This is a genomic window from Yoonia sp. D2-7 (assembly GCF_055809435.1).
Window position 1 is genome coordinate 2580961 of sequence record NZ_CM147912.1, and the last position, 15154, is coordinate 2596114.

The 15154-nt window shown below is 55.0% G+C and carries 16 protein-coding genes; 9 read left to right on the plus strand and 7 right to left on the minus strand.

Annotated elements, in window-relative coordinates; all coding sequences use genetic code 11:
• Positions 1–119 precede the first annotated feature (119 nt).
• Positions 120–1067, plus strand: coding sequence for a thioredoxin-disulfide reductase (gene trxB / locus AC0L7R_RS12685; protein WP_348109603.1), 948 nt, complete (start codon positions 120–122; stop codon positions 1065–1067).
• A gap of 205 nt (positions 1068–1272) precedes the next feature.
• Positions 1273–3348, plus strand: a complete 2076-nt coding sequence (locus tag AC0L7R_RS12690; RefSeq protein WP_473657236.1) for a bifunctional sulfate adenylyltransferase/adenylylsulfate kinase — start codon at positions 1273–1275, stop codon at positions 3346–3348.
• 75 nt (positions 3349–3423) lie between these two features.
• Here AC0L7R_RS12690 and AC0L7R_RS12695 read toward each other — a convergent pair whose 3' ends face one another.
• Together AC0L7R_RS12695 and AC0L7R_RS12700 are read right to left on the minus strand one after the other, a co-directional pair.
• Entirely contained in the window at positions 3424–3648 is a 225-nt protein-coding gene (locus tag AC0L7R_RS12695) for a DUF1150 family protein (protein WP_247126294.1), read from the minus strand.
• 4 nt (positions 3649–3652) lie between these two features.
• The gene (locus tag AC0L7R_RS12700; protein ID WP_247126292.1) at positions 3653–4066 is read right to left on the minus strand and encodes an Hsp20 family protein; all 414 of its coding nucleotides are present in this window, start codon (positions 4064–4066) and stop codon (positions 3653–3655) included.
• Positions 4067–4264: 198 nt separating this feature from the next.
• Between AC0L7R_RS12700 and AC0L7R_RS12705 the strand changes: the two genes are divergently transcribed.
• From AC0L7R_RS12705 to AC0L7R_RS12715, 3 genes are all read left to right on the plus strand, one after another.
• Complete coding sequence (locus AC0L7R_RS12705) at positions 4265–4483, plus strand: YdcH family protein (protein WP_247126291.1); 219 nt, start codon at positions 4265–4267, stop codon at positions 4481–4483.
• 69 nt (positions 4484–4552) lie between these two features.
• Positions 4553–5041, plus strand: a complete 489-nt coding sequence (gene purE, locus AC0L7R_RS12710; RefSeq protein ID WP_247126289.1) for a 5-(carboxyamino)imidazole ribonucleotide mutase — start codon at positions 4553–4555, stop codon at positions 5039–5041.
• Positions 5034–6104, plus strand: a complete 1071-nt coding sequence (locus AC0L7R_RS12715; RefSeq protein WP_473657238.1) for a 5-(carboxyamino)imidazole ribonucleotide synthase — start codon at positions 5034–5036, stop codon at positions 6102–6104. The genes purE and AC0L7R_RS12715 overlap by 8 nt, the downstream gene beginning before the upstream one ends.
• A 30-nt stretch (positions 6105–6134) precedes the next feature.
• Here AC0L7R_RS12715 and AC0L7R_RS12720 read toward each other — a convergent pair whose 3' ends face one another.
• Positions 6135–6893 carry an alpha/beta fold hydrolase gene (locus AC0L7R_RS12720; protein ID WP_473660411.1) on the minus strand — a complete coding sequence of 253 codons (759 nt, stop codon included), beginning with the start codon at positions 6891–6893 and terminating at the stop codon, positions 6135–6137.
• Between the two features lie 85 nt (positions 6894–6978).
• Here AC0L7R_RS12720 and AC0L7R_RS12725 point away from each other — a divergent pair, with 85 nt between their 5' ends.
• Positions 6979–7425: an NUDIX domain-containing protein gene (locus AC0L7R_RS12725; RefSeq protein ID WP_473657239.1), complete on the plus strand. Its 447-nt coding sequence runs from the start codon at positions 6979–6981 to the stop codon at positions 7423–7425.
• On the opposite strand, the gene AC0L7R_RS12730 is transcribed toward AC0L7R_RS12725, so the two are convergent.
• The gene (locus AC0L7R_RS12730; RefSeq protein ID WP_473657241.1) at positions 7422–8258 is read right to left on the minus strand and encodes an EamA family transporter; all 837 of its coding nucleotides are present in this window, start codon (positions 8256–8258) and stop codon (positions 7422–7424) included. The two genes, AC0L7R_RS12725 and AC0L7R_RS12730, sit on opposite strands and share 4 nt — an antisense overlap.
• A 118-nt stretch (positions 8259–8376) precedes the next feature.
• Here AC0L7R_RS12730 and yghX point away from each other — a divergent pair, with 118 nt between their 5' ends.
• The gene (gene yghX, locus AC0L7R_RS12735; protein ID WP_473657242.1) at positions 8377–9264 is read left to right on the plus strand and encodes a YghX family hydrolase; all 888 of its coding nucleotides are present in this window, start codon (positions 8377–8379) and stop codon (positions 9262–9264) included.
• 124 nt (positions 9265–9388) lie between these two features.
• Here the strand turns inward: yghX and groL are convergent, their stop codons facing one another.
• Together groL and AC0L7R_RS12745 are read right to left on the minus strand one after the other, a co-directional pair.
• Positions 9389–11026: a chaperonin GroEL gene (gene groL / locus AC0L7R_RS12740; RefSeq protein ID WP_247126280.1), complete on the minus strand. Its 1638-nt coding sequence runs from the start codon at positions 11024–11026 to the stop codon at positions 9389–9391.
• 63 nt (positions 11027–11089) lie between these two features.
• Positions 11090–11377: a co-chaperone GroES gene (locus tag AC0L7R_RS12745; protein ID WP_247126278.1), complete on the minus strand. Its 288-nt coding sequence runs from the start codon at positions 11375–11377 to the stop codon at positions 11090–11092.
• Between the two features lie 197 nt (positions 11378–11574).
• Here AC0L7R_RS12745 and AC0L7R_RS12750 point away from each other — a divergent pair, with 197 nt between their 5' ends.
• On the plus strand, positions 11575–12564 hold the full coding sequence (locus tag AC0L7R_RS12750) for a TraB/GumN family protein (protein WP_473657243.1): 990 nt from the start codon (positions 11575–11577) through the stop codon (positions 12562–12564).
• Between the two features lie 133 nt (positions 12565–12697).
• On the plus strand, positions 12698–14332 hold the full coding sequence (locus AC0L7R_RS12755) for a substrate-binding domain-containing protein (RefSeq protein ID WP_473657244.1): 1635 nt from the start codon (positions 12698–12700) through the stop codon (positions 14330–14332).
• A 65-nt stretch (positions 14333–14397) separates the two neighbouring features.
• Here AC0L7R_RS12755 and AC0L7R_RS12760 read toward each other — a convergent pair whose 3' ends face one another.
• Positions 14398–15093 (minus strand): DUF2161 family putative PD-(D/E)XK-type phosphodiesterase, encoded by a 696-nt coding sequence (locus AC0L7R_RS12760; RefSeq protein WP_473657245.1) that lies wholly within the window; start codon positions 15091–15093, stop codon positions 14398–14400.
• Between the last annotated feature and the right edge of the window lie 61 nt (positions 15094–15154).

The following is a 15154-nucleotide window of genomic DNA, read 5'->3' on the forward strand; positions in this document are numbered from 1 at the left end:
TGTCGCCAACATTCTGCGTGTCGAAATGAAGTGCCGTCAAACACATCACCGTTTCACGGGCTTTTAACACAGGCCCTGCACGACTATATCGGATCAAAGATTCCTTGAAAGGCTGCCCAATGTCCGACACGCGTCACACCAAAGTTTTGATCATCGGCTCCGGCCCGTCCGGCTACACCGCTGGCGTTTATGCGTCCCGCGCAATGTTGGAACCCATCTTGGTGCAAGGCATCGAACCGGGCGGCCAGTTGACCACGACAACCGAAGTTGAAAACTGGCCGGGCGACACGCAGGTACAGGGTCCCGACTTGATGGTCCGCATGGAGGCCCACGCACGCGAAATGGGCTGCGAGATCGTCGGCGATATCATCACGTCACTTGATCTGTCCAAACGCCCGTTTACGGCCACAGCCGACAGCGGCACGGTTTTCACGGCAGATGCGGTGATCCTTTGCACCGGTGCCCGCGCGAAATGGCTGGGCCTGCCGTCAGAAGAGAAATTCAAAGGCTTCGGCGTGTCGGCATGCGCAACCTGCGACGGCTTCTTCTACCGCGGTCAGGAAATCGTTGTTGTCGGCGGCGGGAATACCGCCGTTGAAGAAGCACTTTTCCTCACCAACTTCGCGTCCAAGGTCACGCTGGTGCACCGCCGCGATGAACTGCGCGCCGAGAAAATCCTGATTGATCGCTTGATGAAGAACCCAAAAATTGAACCGCTGTGGTTCCATGAAGTCGACGAAGTCACCGGCACCGAAAGCCCACTGGGCGTCGAAGCTGTGCGCGTGCGTCACACCAAGACAGGTGAAATTACGGAAATTCCAGCGAAAGGGATTTTCATCGCAATCGGCCACGCCCCCGCGTCCGAATTGGTCAAAGACCAGCTGGAATTGCATTCAGGCGGCTACGTAAAAGTCGAAGCAGGCAGCACACGCACCGCCATTCCGGGTGTGTTTGCAGCAGGCGATCTAACCGACCACATCTACCGTCAGGCTGTGACGTCTGCGGGCATGGGCTGCATGGCGGCATTGGATGCGGAAAAGTTCATTGCGGAAATGGACGACGTGTAAGCGTAACCGCACCCCAATGCTGAACAGGATTGACTGCCGACGTGTGCAAACGCGTCGGCAGTTTCGTATTTCCACCACAATTTCGTTGTAGCGACACAACATATTAACCGATCTCGCATATTTTCGGGCGCACAAAAGTTTGTTCTAGCCTGAACATACCTTTCGTGACATACGTTCACGCGTGAACAAACCCCGAGTCGTGAGCATGCCGTTGCCAACCCTGAAACGCAGTGATGAAGACGAAGACCACCTCTTCCGTCTTCTCCGTCAGCTAGATGTCGCACCTGATGCGTCACAGCGGGCGCTGGCTGCTGCTTTGGATATATCATTGGGCCGGCTCAACGCACAACTACGTGCTGCGACCGATGCGGGTCTGATCAAACTCACCGACACCGACAGTACCGACAAACGCAAACGCGTCGCCTACGCTATCACGACCCGCGGCGCGTCTGAAAAGAACCGTCTCACGGATCGGTTCTTGAAACGCAAATTCGCCGAATACGACAAAATTCATGCCGAACTTACTGGCACCACTTCTGGATTTAATCCTCTGAAAAATAGGACAAATTTTATGGCCGATACGCTCGCCCCAATCCCAGAGCTCTATGTTTCTTACGACTCAGCCCAAAAGCTGAAGATGGAAGCAGCGGACCTCGCATCCCACGACCTGACTCCGCGCCAGATCTGCGATCTTGAATTGCTGATGAACGGTGGTTTCAATCCGCTGAAGGGCTTCTTGTCCGAAGAAGATTACGACGGTGTTGTTGAAAACATGCGCCTGGCAGACGGCCAGCTGTGGCCAATGCCGATCACATTGGACGTGTCCGAAAAGGAAGCCGACACCGTCGAAGTTGGTCAAGACATCGCCCTACGCGACCAAGAAGGCGTGATCCTCGCGACCATGACAGTCACTGACAAGTGGACACCAAACAAAGCACGCGAAGCTGAAAAAGTGTTCGGCGCCGACGACAGCGCCCACCCTGCCGTGAACTACCTGCACAACCAAGCGGGCAACGTTTACCTCGGCGGTCCTGTGACAGGCATCCAACAGCCAGTGCACTACGATTTCCGCGCACGTCGCGATACACCTAATGAGCTGCGCGCTTATTTCCGCAAAATGGGCTGGCGCAAAGTGGTTGCGTTCCAAACGCGCAACCCGCTGCACCGCGCCCACCAAGAACTGACGTTCCGCGCTGCAAAAGAAGCGCAGGCCAACCTGTTGATCCACCCAATCGTTGGCCTGACAAAGCCGGGCGACATTGATCACTTCACACGTGTGCGCTGCTACGAAGCTGTTCTGGATCAATACCCAGCCTCTACTACAGCGATGTCGCTCCTAAACCTCGCCATGCGTATGGCTGGTCCACGCGAAGCTGTTTGGCATGGCCTGATCCGTAAAAACCATGGTTGCACCCATTTCATCGTTGGTCGCGACCACGCGGGCCCTGGCAACAACAGCCAAGGCGAAGATTTCTACGGCCCATACGATGCGCAGGACTTGTTCCGCGAGCATCAGGAAGAAATGGGCATCGAAATGGTCGACTTTAAGCACATGGTTTATGTGCAGGATCGCGCCCAATACGAACCGGCTGACGAGATCGAAGATAAAGAAAACGTCACAGTTCTGAACATCTCAGGCACCGAATTGCGCCGTCGTCTTGCCGAAGGTCTGGAAATCCCTGAATGGTTCTCATTCCCATCCGTTGTGGAAGAGCTGCGGAAATCCCGTCCGCCACGGGCACAGCAGGGCTTCACCGTGTTCTTCACGGGCTTCTCTGGCTCCGGTAAATCCACAATCGCCAATGCGTTGATGGTGAAATTGATGGAAATGGGTGGTCGCCCTGTGACTCTTCTTGACGGTGATATCGTTCGTAAGAACCTGTCGTCCGAATTGGGCTTCAGCAAAGAACACCGCGATCTGAACATCCGCCGGATCGGTTATGTCGCATCCGAGATCACCAAAAACGGTGGTATCGCGATCTGTGCGCCAATCGCGCCATATGCAACGACCCGCCGCGCTGTGCGTGAGGACATCGAACAATTCGGTGCCTTCATCGAAGTCCACGTCGCGACATCCATCGAGGAATGCGAACGCCGTGACCGCAAGGGTCTGTACAAGCTGGCCCGCGAAGGCAAGATCAAGGAATTCACAGGGATTTCAGATCCATATGATGTTCCACAGAACGCTGAATTGGTCATCGAAACTGAAAGCGTCGAAGTTGATAACTGCGCGCATCAGGTGATCCTGAAGCTGGAATCAATGGGTCTGATCAAAGGGTAATTCCGGCGATCGCCCAAAAGAAAGCCCCGGCGTGATTACCACGTCGGGGCTTTTACGTTCAAAAACCAAAAAGATTTAATGAAGGGTCATCGGGACCAAATCATTCGCTTTTGCCAGATGTACGGCCAGTTGCCGGTTGGCCGCGACGGCAAGCTGCGCACCATTTGCATCATGCAATGCAAACACGCTGTCGCTTTCTAACGCATCAAGGTTAATGTCAGCTGGCACTTCGCTCGCCATGACTTCTTTGATGTAGACGATATTGCTGTCGTTCTTGGCAGCCTCGTATTTGTCGTTCATGTCTTCACCCCTTCCGAATTGAAATCGTCTGGACGATTTGCTCTGGTTCTGATCGGGTCAGATCCACGTGCAGCAACCCGTTCTCCATCACTGCCTCTCCTACATCAACACCGTCAGCGAGAACAAAGTTCCGCTGAAACTGGCGGGCGGCGATGCCACGATGCAAGAACACACGGCTTTCGTTGTCCTCAGATTGACGTCCTCGGATGACAAGCGCATTGTCTTCGACCGTAATCGCCAGATCATCGTCGGAAAAACCGGCGACAGCCAATGTGATCCGGTAGGAATAATCCGACGTTTGTTCAATGTTATAGGGCGGGTAGCCTTCGTTCCCGCTTTTCGCGGTACGTTCGACCAGTTGTTCAAGTTGCTCAAAGCCGAGCAGGAACGGATGCGTTCCTAAAGTGAGTTTTGTCATACGACACGTCCTTACGTTCAAAGCGACCGTCTGTTTCAGATCCCGCATTCGGCAATCTGTTGCCTAAAATATGGTGTCACTATTCGCGTCTTGCAACCCCGCAGATCGTAAAGGAAAAGCTAGGCGTTTGCGTCGTCACGCTTTATAAAAAAACCGTGAGATATGTACTGGCACCGCCAGTTCGACAAAGGAAGACGCATGAACAGCTCCGCTACGATGGAACAGACAGAGGTTCTGCGCGTTAAGCTCGCGGTTCTGAAACAGGAACACCGCGATCTTGATGATGCCATTCACGCGCTGCACGAACGCGGCGTGCCCGACATGCTGACGCTACAGCGGCTGAAACGACAAAAACTGGCACTCAAGGACGAAATTGCGTCCCTAGAGGACCGAATAACCCCTGATATCATCGCATAAGCGCATTGCGCGCAGGCCGCGCCTAGCTATATTGCCGCTTCCATCGGCACCTTCCGCAGCGAGACCCACATGACAGCAATTTCCGTCGGTATTATTATGGGCAGCCAATCTGATTGGCCCACGATGAAAGAAGCGGCGGATATTCTCGACGCGCTCAACATCCCTTACGAGAAAAAGATCGTGTCTGCGCATCGCACGCCTGACCGTTTGTGGGACTATGGCAAAACGGCCGTGGATCGCGGGTTGCAGGTCATTATCGCGGGCGCAGGCGGGGCTGCGCATCTACCGGGCATGATGGCGTCCAAAACGCGCGTGCCAGTAATCGGTGTTCCCGTGCAAACCAAAGCGTTGTCTGGCGTCGATAGCCTTTATTCTATTCTACAGATGCCTCGTGGTTTTCCTGTCGCAACCATGGCGATTGGCGCGGCGGGCGCATGCAACGCGGGCCTGATGGCCGCAGGTATTCTTGCGCTGCAGGACCCCGCTTTGGCGACCCGTTTAGAGAAATGGCGCGACGATCTCAGCGCATCAATTCCGGATGAACCTACCGATGTCTAATCCTCTTCCCGTTGGCGCAACGATAGGCATCCTTGGCGGCGGACAATTGGGTCGCATGCTCAGCGTTGCGGCTTCTCGGCTCGGTCTCAAAACACACATCTTTGAACCCGGTGCAAACCCGCCCGCCGCGGATGTGGCGCACGCAGTGACGACCGCTAGCTACGATGATGTTTCAGCGTTGACGACCTTCGCGCAATCGGTCGATGTGATTACCTATGAATTTGAAAACATTCCGACATCTGCTTTAGATGTGCTGGAAAACATCAAGCCAATCCACCCGAACCGCAAAGCACTGGCCACGAGCCAGGACCGATTGACCGAAAAGACATTCCTGCAAGAACTTGGCCTGCAAACTGCGCCTTTTGCGAACGTCGAAAACGCGGCTGATTTGACGGCGGCCATCGACACCATCGGCACACCTGCAATCCTGAAAACGCGCACGATGGGTTATGACGGCAAAGGTCAGGCACGTATCATGTCGCCCGCAGACGCGGATCAGGCGTTGGCTGATATGGCAGGTGCAACTGCCATTCTCGAAGGGTTTATCGATTTCAGCGCAGAGATTTCCATCATCGCAGCCCGCAACCCCGATGGGGCGGTGTCCTGCTACGATCCGGGCGAAAATGTCCACGTGAATGGCATCTTGAGCACAACAACCGTACCTGCCAAACTGACGCCAAGCCTACGCACCGACGCTGTTCTTTTGGCGGCGCGTATCTTAAATGCGCTGGACTACGTGGGTGTGATGGGTGTCGAACTGTTCGTGACGCCCAACGGTCTAATCGTGAACGAGATTGCGCCGCGTGTGCACAATTCAGGCCATTGGACCCAAAACGGATGCACGATTGATCAGTTCGAACAACACATCCGGGCAGTCGCAGGCTGGCCTTTAGGAGACGGGTCGCGGCACAGCGACGTTGTGATGGAAAACCTGATTGGCGACGACATGGATAAGGTGCCGGAGGCCGCGAAGACAAACGCTGCGATCCATCTTTACGGTAAAGCTGACGTAAAGCAGGGTCGGAAGATGGGCCATATCAACCGTGTGACAGGTGCAGCCTAATCGGCGCCCCAGTTTTCGCGCCCCATACCGCTACTCGAGACCAAAAACCACTTCGCCAAAGCTAAGGTCGCGGTCGAAATGACCCGTGCTCAAGAACGCTTGAACCTGCGCGATCACCAGCGGGTTGTTCATCATGAAGGTATGGGTAACGGGAAGGACAATGTGGTCGTCCATGCCGTCTAAACGCGTGCTATCCACCGAAACCTTCCCGTCGTCTGCACCTTCAATCAAGGCAGAATAGACAGGGTTCAGAGATTGGTCGCCGGCAATAATTCCGATTTCGTAAGGGACTTCGTCCAACTGGTTTGGCACCGATGACGGTTCAGTCCCCAACTGCAATCCAGCTGGCCCGTGGATCCATTCAAACGGTGGATAATCCCCGAACACATCAACCAATTCGGATCCCTGATTGGGCGGTGCCAACATCACGACCCGCCCCATGTCAGCTGGACGGTTTTCCGTCAGCCATGCCCGCGCCAGAATGCCCCCCATCGAATGCGTCACGAAATTCACGCGCCGATCACCACAAGCCGCAACATTGTCGCCGACTTGGCGTTCGACCAGTTCTTCGATTGGGTCTTCTGTGGATGGGTAACCGGTGTTGATCACCTCGTATCCTGCCGCCTTAAGCACGGCCTCCATCGGTGCCAATGACACCTCTGATCGCGCCAAACCATGCAACAAAACAACGCATTCCTGCGCCGTCCGAGGGGCTGCATGCACAAGGCCTTGGGTAATCGGGGCGCAGCCGATCAGGATCATCGCCGGTATCAAAGCTAATCTCATCATAGTCATGTAGCATTCCCGATCCACAATTGAAGTCCCGAATGCAATCACCCTTGCGTCACAAGCGAAGCATTGCCAAGTTGAGGGGATGTCAAAGCCTCCTCGCCTTGCTGTACGTGCCGTGCTTGTGCACGATAATCGTCTTCTTTTGGTGAACGCTTGGGGCGGTCGCGATGATTTGTGGTGCGCACCCGGTGGCGGTGTCGAACCACATGCAAGCCTACCGGACAATTTGCACCGCGAAATCATGGAAGAAACCGGTCTTGAGGTTGCGATTGGTGAGGTCTGTCTCGTCAATGAATTCAATGACGCTGCACGAGATTACCATCAGGTTGATGTTTATTTCCGGTGCACCCTGCGCGCTGGCGTTTTATCCGACGACTGGCAAGACCCCGAAGGCATCGTGACCAGCAGGCGATGGGTGACCCGCGCCGAGATGGCCAAGATGCAGGTCAAACCAGACAGTCTGGCCGCTGTCGCGTGGGAAGACGCAGATGCACCGACCTATGACCCGTTGGAACCTATCGTCCGTTAGCGGGATGGTTTCAACGAAATAGCAATGCCGCCAAGCACCAGCGCACCCGCGATCAGCAATCGCGTTGTAAGTGGTTCCGCCAACAAGACTGTCCCCGCAGCCACCGCAATCACAGGCACGGACAATTGCGCAACCGCCGCAGTCACCGTCGCCAATTGCGGCAGGCATCGATACCACAACGCATATCCCAACCCCGATGTCACAGCCCCTGCAATGATTGCGACCAATGTGCCGGGCACCGTTATCGTCCCCAGATCAGCCACCAGCAATGCCCCCGCAACCAACGGGAAACACAACACAAAATTACCTGCACTTGCGGCCAATGCATCCGCCTCGCCACGCCCAAGCAACGTGTACGCCGCCCACGCCACTCCAGCCAAAACCATCGCAGCTGCCCCTGCCATCGGGACGGCAGCACCGCCACCAGGCCACAGCAAAACTACCAGTCCAATCATCGCAACGCTCGCACCGATCCACCTGATGGCGGCAATCCGCTGGCCTTCAAACACCGCCCAGCCAAACATGACCACTTGCAGGACACCAAAAAGGATCAAGGCACCAAGTCCTGCGCCAAGCGTCAGGTAAGACCACGAAAAACCAATCATGTATAAAGCCAACGCGACAGCGCCAGCACCACGTTTCGCAGTCCAAAGGTTCAGGCCCCCCGCCCTGCGGATCATGACCAACACAGTCAGCATCACAGCCCCTGCAAGCGTTCGAATGACCGCAAAGGCCATCGGGTCCATGCCATAGCTGGCTACGCCTAGGCGGTTCAGAATGGAATTCGCCGCAAACGCGGTCATGGTTAGGGCTGTCAGCAAGAATATTTTCATAACGCCTGTCTGTCGAAATCGTGACACAAGAACAAGCGCGGCAGGGCTATCGCGATCACACAATCGCGCTACTATGAACACACGCAGAACGCGAAACGCACCATAGGGGAGCATTAGAATGAACCGCATGACCGCAAAAGACTTTGATCAGGGACTGCTTGATCTGTATGATTTCTACGCACACGGCAAGATCACGAAACGTGAATTCCTAGATAAAGCAGGACGTTATGCCGTTGGCGGTGTCACCGCCATGGCGCTTTTGAACATGCTTAGCCCGAATTACGCGATGGCCGAACAGGTGTCATTTAATGACCCGGACATTGTTGCAGATTACATCACGTATCCGTCACCGAACGGCACCGGCGATGTGCGTGGTTATCTTGTCCGCCCCGCAAACGTCGAAGGACCGCTGCCCGCCGTGCTGGTGATCCACGAAAATCGCGGCCTAAATCCGTACATTGAAGACGTGGCACGCCGTGTTGCAAAAGCCGGATTTATGGCGCTCGCGCCAGATGGGCTGACGTCGGTTGGCGGCTATCCGGGCAACGATGCGGACGGTCGTGACCTGCAACGTACTGTTGACGGGACCGAACTGATGAATGACTTCTTCGCGGGCTTTGAACACCTGATGGGCCGCGATGATAGCACCGGTAAAGTTGGGGCCGTCGGGTTCTGCTACGGTGGTGGCGTTGTCAGCGCCTTGTCCGTCGCCTACCCCGAGATGGCAGCTGGGGTGCCGTTCTATGGTCGCCAACCTGCTGCGGCCGACGTGCCAAAAATTCAAGCGCCCCTGCTCGTGCAAATGGGCGAACTGGACGAACGGATTAATGCGGGCTGGCCCGACTTTGAGGCCGCACTGAAAGCCAACGGAAAGACCTACGAGGCCTATATCTACGAAGGGGCCAACCACGGTTTCCACAATGACAGCACACCACGCTATGACGAAGCGATGGCAGAACTCGCGTGGGACCGGACGATTGGCTGGTTCAATACGCACTTGACCTAGATAACTAAAAAGGGCGCCCCAATCGGGACGCCCTTCTGTTCTTGTCAGCGGCTGTTCTCGTGCTTTTCACTTCGTGAAAACACTGTCACAGCTAAAACCGTTTGGGCGATGCCCAAGCCGGTTCTTACATCATGCCGCCCATGCCGCCCATGTCAGGCATTGCAGGGGCCGCGCCTTCTTTGGCTGGCTTGTCTGCAACCATGGCTTCTGTTGTGATCAACAGACCAGCAACGGATGCGGCGTCTTGCAACGCTGTGCGGACAACTTTGGCCGGATCGATCACGCCAAACTTGAACATGTCGCCATATTCTTCAGACTGTGCGTTGAAACCGAAAGACTTGTCGTCGCTCTCGCGGATTTTGCCAGCAACAACTGCACCGTCAACACCGGAGTTTTCAGCGATCTGACGCAGAGGCGCTTCGATCGCACGACGGATGATAGAGATACCAACAGTCTGATCAGAGTTTGCACCCTCAAGGCCTTCGAGCGCTTTTGCACCCTGAACCAGAGCAACACCACCACCAACAACAACGCCTTCTTGAACAGCAGCGCGTGTCGCGTTCAGTGCATCGTCAACGCGGTCTTTACGCTCTTTGACTTCCACTTCGGACATGCCACCGACGCGGATAACAGCAACACCACCAGCCAATTTGGCAACGCGTTCTTGCAGCTTTTCACGGTCGTAGTCGGATGTTGTTTCTTCGATCTGCTGACGGATTTGTGTAACCCGTGCTTCGATCTCAGCTTTTTCACCAGCACCGTCAACGATAGTTGTTTCGTCTTTCGTGATGTTCACACGCTTGGCAGAACCCAGCATGTCGATTGTGACGTTCTCAAGCTTCATGCCGAGGTCTTCGGAAATCACCTGACCACCTGTCAGGATAGCGATATCCTGCAGCATGGACTTACGACGATCACCAAAACCAGGTGCCTTAACAGCAGCAACCTTCAGGCCGCCACGCAGACGGTTCACAACCAGAGTTGCAAGCGCTTCGCCTTCAACATCTTCTGCGATGATCAAAAGTGGCTTGCCGGACTGGATCACTGATTCAAGCAGTGGAACCATTGGCTGCAAAGAAGACAGTTTCTTTTCGTGCAGGAGGATGATCGCATCTTCCAGCTCAACTGTCATTTTTTCTTGGTTGGTTGTGAAGTAAGGGGACAGGTAACCGCGGTCGAACTGCATGCCTTCTACAACGTCAGTCTCTGTTTCAAGACCTTTGTTTTCTTCAACGGTGATAACACCTTCGTTGCCAACACGCTGCATCGCATCAGCGATCTGACGACCGATTTCAGCTTCGCCGTTTGCAGAGATTGTACCAACCTGCGCAACTTCGTCTGAATCGGACACAGGACGTGCAGCTGATTTGATCGCTTCAACAACTTTGGCAGTTGCCATGTCGATGCCGCGCTTCAGGTCCATTGGGTTCATGCCAGCAGCAACGGATTTCATGCCTTCGCGAACGATCGCTTGGGCCAGAACTGTTGCTGTTGTTGTACCGTCGCCAGCTTCGTCGTTGGTGCGGGAAGCAACTTCCTTAACCATCTGTGCGCCCATGTTTTCGAACTTGTCTTCAAGCTCGATCTCTTTGGCAACAGATACACCATCTTTCGTGATGCGCGGTGCGCCGAAAGATTTGTCGAGAACAACGTTACGACCCTTTGGGCCCAGCGTTACTTTTACAGCGTCAGCGAGGATGTTGACACCGTTCAGCATACGACCACGTGCGTCGGTACCGAATTTTACGTCTTTAGCAGCCATTGATTAGCTCCTTAAATTCTAGTTTTCGTTTCAAGCGTAGATGCCCGAAGGCACCGATCCAAATCAGGTAATGATACCGAGGATGTCGCTTTCTTTCATGATCAACAGGTCTTCGCCGTCGACTTTGACTTCTGTGCCGGACCATTTGCCGAACAGAACTTTGTCGCCTGCTTTGACGTCCATTGGGATCAGCTCACCGCTGTCTTTACGTGCGCCAGTACCCGCAGATACGATTTCACCTTCGGAAGGTTTTTCTTTTGCGGCGTCTGGAATGATCAGTCCGCCTGCTGTCTTTTCATCGCTTTCGATACGACGAACCAACACGCGGTCATGCAGTGGTGTAAATGCCATCTCCGAACTCTCCTTGTTCGCGTTAAAACTGGTGTTATCACTCACAAGTCGCGAGTGCTAACGATGCATAGGTAGGCAGGTCGCAAACACGAGTCAACACGCCCGTCTGAGTTTTTTGACATCATTCCAAATAGGCTGTGGACACAGGGTGTAGTCGGGTTACCCTGCCGCAAAACCAGATCCCGAAAAGGACGCTTATGTTTCGCGCAGCTCTCACCGCCCTTACCACACTCACCGCCCTGCCCGCATTCGGGTTATGCGCTGGCGAAAGCTATCTCAATCAGCTTCCACAACCTGTGCAGGACGAGATTGCACAAGCGGTCGAAGCTACTCCAAATAACACAGGGCTGATCTGGACCGCGACCAAAGGGGATGACACGCTGACCCTTGTCGGCACGATGCATGTCTATGACGCACGGTTGGAACTGCTGCGCGTGCGTGCCCGCCCCGCCATCCAGACCGCAGACCTCTTAATGGTCGAAGCCACCGCCGATGAAGAAGCGGCGATGCAGGACGCATTTATCGCCAACCCTGACCTTTATCTGATCAACGACGGCCCAACGCTCCCCGACCTTCTGGCGCCGGACGTCTGGGAAAAGGTTCAGCAAGCCGCCCAAGATCGCGGGCTGCCGTCGTTTTTCGTCGCAAAGTTCCAGCCTTGGTATTTGTCGCTGACGCTTGGCATTCCTGCCTGTGCCATGACCGAAATCGCGCAAGGCGTGCGCGGCTTGGACCATATGCTGATTGCAGATGCTGAAGCCTATGACGTGCCTGTGCAAGCCCTTGAAGGCTGGGAAACGCTGATCGACATCCTGACCGACGGCACCCAACAAGAACAAATTGATCTGCTGAAACTCGGCTTGATTGATGCCGCAGATCAACAAGCGTTGTTTGTCGCGATGCTCGACGCCTATTTCTCGGAACAAATCGCGCGTGTCTGGGAAGTCAGCCAGATCGCCGCCCGCGAATTGACAGGCATGTCCCCCGAAGACGCAACCGCGCAAATGGCCGAAACCCAAGACCTATTGCTGGACCGCCGTAACCAAAACTGGATGCCCGTGATCGAGGCCGCGACAGAAACGCACGACAATATCGTGATCGCCGTTGGGGCCGCACACTTGCCCGGCGAATTGGGCCTTGTCGCATTGCTGAATGCTGCTGGTTGGGAAACACAGCCGGTGCGCTAATGCGCATTACGCGCCTCAATTGAATTGGTAAATGACGTTAGGGAACGGCCATTGTTAGGCGCAATGTTGCCGCATTGCTGCCTTCGTTCACAGCTTTATGCGGCTAAACCGTTTAATAGTGTGAGAAATAGTTATGAGCGCCCTAACTCCTAAAACCCGTAAGAAACTACCGTTCGTCTTGAGCGCCGTCGCAAGCTTGCTTGTACTCGCGACTGGCCCTTTGTCAGCGCAACAAAATGCCCCTATCCAGCTTGAAGCAAACGACGGCAGCATGTCGATCTCTGGTCAGCTCCTCAGCTACGAAGACGGTATGTATATTGTTGAAACCGAAGAACTCGGCACCCTGCGCATTCAGGCCAAAAGCGTGACATGTACCGGGCTTGTCTGCCCTGAAGTCGCGGAAGCTGCACAGGATTTTGGTCCGAACTTTGGCATCTACGGTTCACGGACTGTTGGCACGACATTGATCCCGAACTTGTTGCGTGGCTACGCGGCATCCGTGGGCGCAACTTATGAACTTGAAACGACTGCGGAAGCGGCTGAACGTATCATCCGCCTGACAAACGCAGACGGCACCTTGCGCGCAGAGATCGATCTGCAATCGCGCGGATCCGGCAGTGCATTTCCTGCGATTGCCGACGGCAGTGCAGCCATTGGCGTTGCCGACCGCCGTATGAAAGACAGCGACGTCGAAAAAATCTCCGCCGCTGGTATTCCTGACCTACGCGATACGGCTGACGAAACGGTTCTTGGCGTTGACGGCATCGTCATGATTGCCCACCCCGACAACCCGGTTCGCAACCTGACATCCGAAGAAATCGCGAAAATCTGGTCCGGTGAAATCACAAACTGGCTGGAACTTGGCGGCGGTGATCATCCCATCACAGTCAATTCCTTCAGCGAAAGCTCGGGCGACCGCGCCGTTATGATGGATGCACTCGTGCGCCCAAACAACCGTGACGAAAAAGAAGACGTAATCCGTTGGAGCGCCTACCAGGATATGGTTGATGCGGTTATGGCAGATCGCGGCGGCATCGGATTTGTGGGCCGTTGGTTGGCACGGACAAACGATGTGAACTTACTGTCCATTCGTGAAGAATGTGGCCTGCTGTCCCCTCCAACAGACTTCCGCATGAAGATCGAAGGCTACGCTTTGTCCCGCCGTCTGTACGCCTACACAAAGCCGGGTCAAATCCACCCGGAAGCACAAGCGTTTCTTGATTGGACACTGACCAGCGAAGCACAAGCGTACATCAAGGAAAGCCACTTTATCGACCGCGAACTGGAACGCATGCGCCTGGAAGACATGGGCATGATGCTGGTGCACACGGCTGCCGTTGAACCTGACTTCGACGGGGCGCAATACTCTGACATGATGCAGCAATTGCGTGGCGCTGACCGGTTGAGCACATCTTTCCGCTTTTCTTCCGCCTCAAGCATTCTCGATGTCGAATCCGTGCGGAACGTTGAAGAGTTGGCCGAAAAAATGGAAAACGGCGAATTTGCAGGCCTTGAAGTCTTGCTGGTTGGTTTCGCTGATTCAGTCGGTAACCGCGTCCAGAACACGGCGCTCGCACAAAACCGTGCCGAAGCCGTACGTGACGTGTTGGCCGGATCGCTTTCTGCTGAAAACGCAGCACTTGTAAAGCCGATCAGCTACGGTGAATTGCTGCCGTTGTCTTGCAACGATGGCGAAGTCGGCCGTGAACGCAACCGCCGCGTTGAAGTATGGTTGCGCTTGCCAAACAGCCGCAACACACTGCGCTAATCTGAAAAGACCATAAATACGAAAAGGGCACCCAACCGCGGTGCCCTTTTTGCATTGGCGCGGGCCTAAGCCTCTAAATCCCCATAGTCGTCTAGCCCTTTGCGCCCCACGTCGGTCAGCCCGTAAACCCCACGACTGACTTTTTCGAACCAGCCGTAGTGATCGTTGCGCATGATCGTCGTGGCTTGCGGGACTTCGGCCCATTCTTTCACTTTCGCGCCAGCGCTTGGTCCGTGCACGGCCAAGAACCGCGCACACCGCAGGGCATCCTGACGGTACCCCGTGACAATACCATGACGCGTTGATCCGCCTTCATTGGGGTCGCCCTTCAGCCGGTCAAACGCCCGCAACAGCTGGGCTTTCTTCTTTTTCGATTTGCGCGGCACATAGGGCGCAGGATCAGCGTGGACCTCCACGTGGCCGTCACTCGGTCGCACGGTCAACACGCCAAGCCCGACGCGGCGGGCCAGCTTGATGTTGTCCTTCAGGGCGCGTTGAAACGGCTTACCTGTCTTCAATGGAACCGCGACATAAACCAAATCAGTCACCGCCAAACGGTCAATTCCCTGATGAAACAGGCTTAACGAAAACCCCAGCTTCAGCTCAACAATGACCGGGTCTTCTTTGCCGCGCGTCGCCACCACATCAGCCGCGCCCACTTCACCCTTCACGTCGTACCCCTGACGGGTCAGATAGGCCTTCACCGGAGCATACAAATCCGCCTCGCGGATAGATTGAGATTTGCCGGACGCCTTCGCCATATGCGATTGAACCTTTGAAACGCTGACGTTAACTTTCCCACAACACCAAGGGGAAAGTCTA

Bases quoted from the DNA above. Each gene is read 5' to 3' on its own strand.
- trxB (WP_348109603.1), top strand. From the start codon at position 120: ATGTCCGACACGCGTCACACCAAAGTTTTGATCATCGGCTCCGGCCCG.
- AC0L7R_RS12690 (WP_473657236.1), top strand. From the start codon at position 1,273: ATGCCGTTGCCAACCCTGAAACGCAGTGATGAAGACGAAGACCACCTC.
- AC0L7R_RS12695 (WP_247126294.1), bottom strand. From the start codon at position 3,648: ATGAACGACAAATACGAGGCTGCCAAGAACGACAGCAATATCGTCTAC.
- AC0L7R_RS12700 (WP_247126292.1), bottom strand. From the start codon at position 4,066: ATGACAAAACTCACTTTAGGAACGCATCCGTTCCTGCTCGGCTTTGAG.
- AC0L7R_RS12705 (WP_247126291.1), top strand. From the start codon at position 4,265: ATGAACAGCTCCGCTACGATGGAACAGACAGAGGTTCTGCGCGTTAAG.
- purE (WP_247126289.1), top strand. From the start codon at position 4,553: ATGACAGCAATTTCCGTCGGTATTATTATGGGCAGCCAATCTGATTGG.
- AC0L7R_RS12715 (WP_473657238.1), top strand. From the start codon at position 5,034: ATGTCTAATCCTCTTCCCGTTGGCGCAACGATAGGCATCCTTGGCGGC.
- AC0L7R_RS12720 (WP_473660411.1), bottom strand. From the start codon at position 6,893: ATGATGAGATTAGCTTTGATACCGGCGATGATCCTGATCGGCTGCGCC.
- AC0L7R_RS12725 (WP_473657239.1), top strand. From the start codon at position 6,979: ATGTCAAAGCCTCCTCGCCTTGCTGTACGTGCCGTGCTTGTGCACGAT.
- AC0L7R_RS12730 (WP_473657241.1), bottom strand. From the start codon at position 8,258: ATGAAAATATTCTTGCTGACAGCCCTAACCATGACCGCGTTTGCGGCG.
- yghX (WP_473657242.1), top strand. From the start codon at position 8,377: ATGAACCGCATGACCGCAAAAGACTTTGATCAGGGACTGCTTGATCTG.
- groL (WP_247126280.1), bottom strand. From the start codon at position 11,026: ATGGCTGCTAAAGACGTAAAATTCGGTACCGACGCACGTGGTCGTATG.
- AC0L7R_RS12745 (WP_247126278.1), bottom strand. From the start codon at position 11,377: ATGGCATTTACACCACTGCATGACCGCGTGTTGGTTCGTCGTATCGAA.
- AC0L7R_RS12750 (WP_473657243.1), top strand. From the start codon at position 11,575: ATGTTTCGCGCAGCTCTCACCGCCCTTACCACACTCACCGCCCTGCCC.
- AC0L7R_RS12755 (WP_473657244.1), top strand. From the start codon at position 12,698: ATGAGCGCCCTAACTCCTAAAACCCGTAAGAAACTACCGTTCGTCTTG.
- AC0L7R_RS12760 (WP_473657245.1), bottom strand. From the start codon at position 15,093: ATGGCGAAGGCGTCCGGCAAATCTCAATCTATCCGCGAGGCGGATTTG.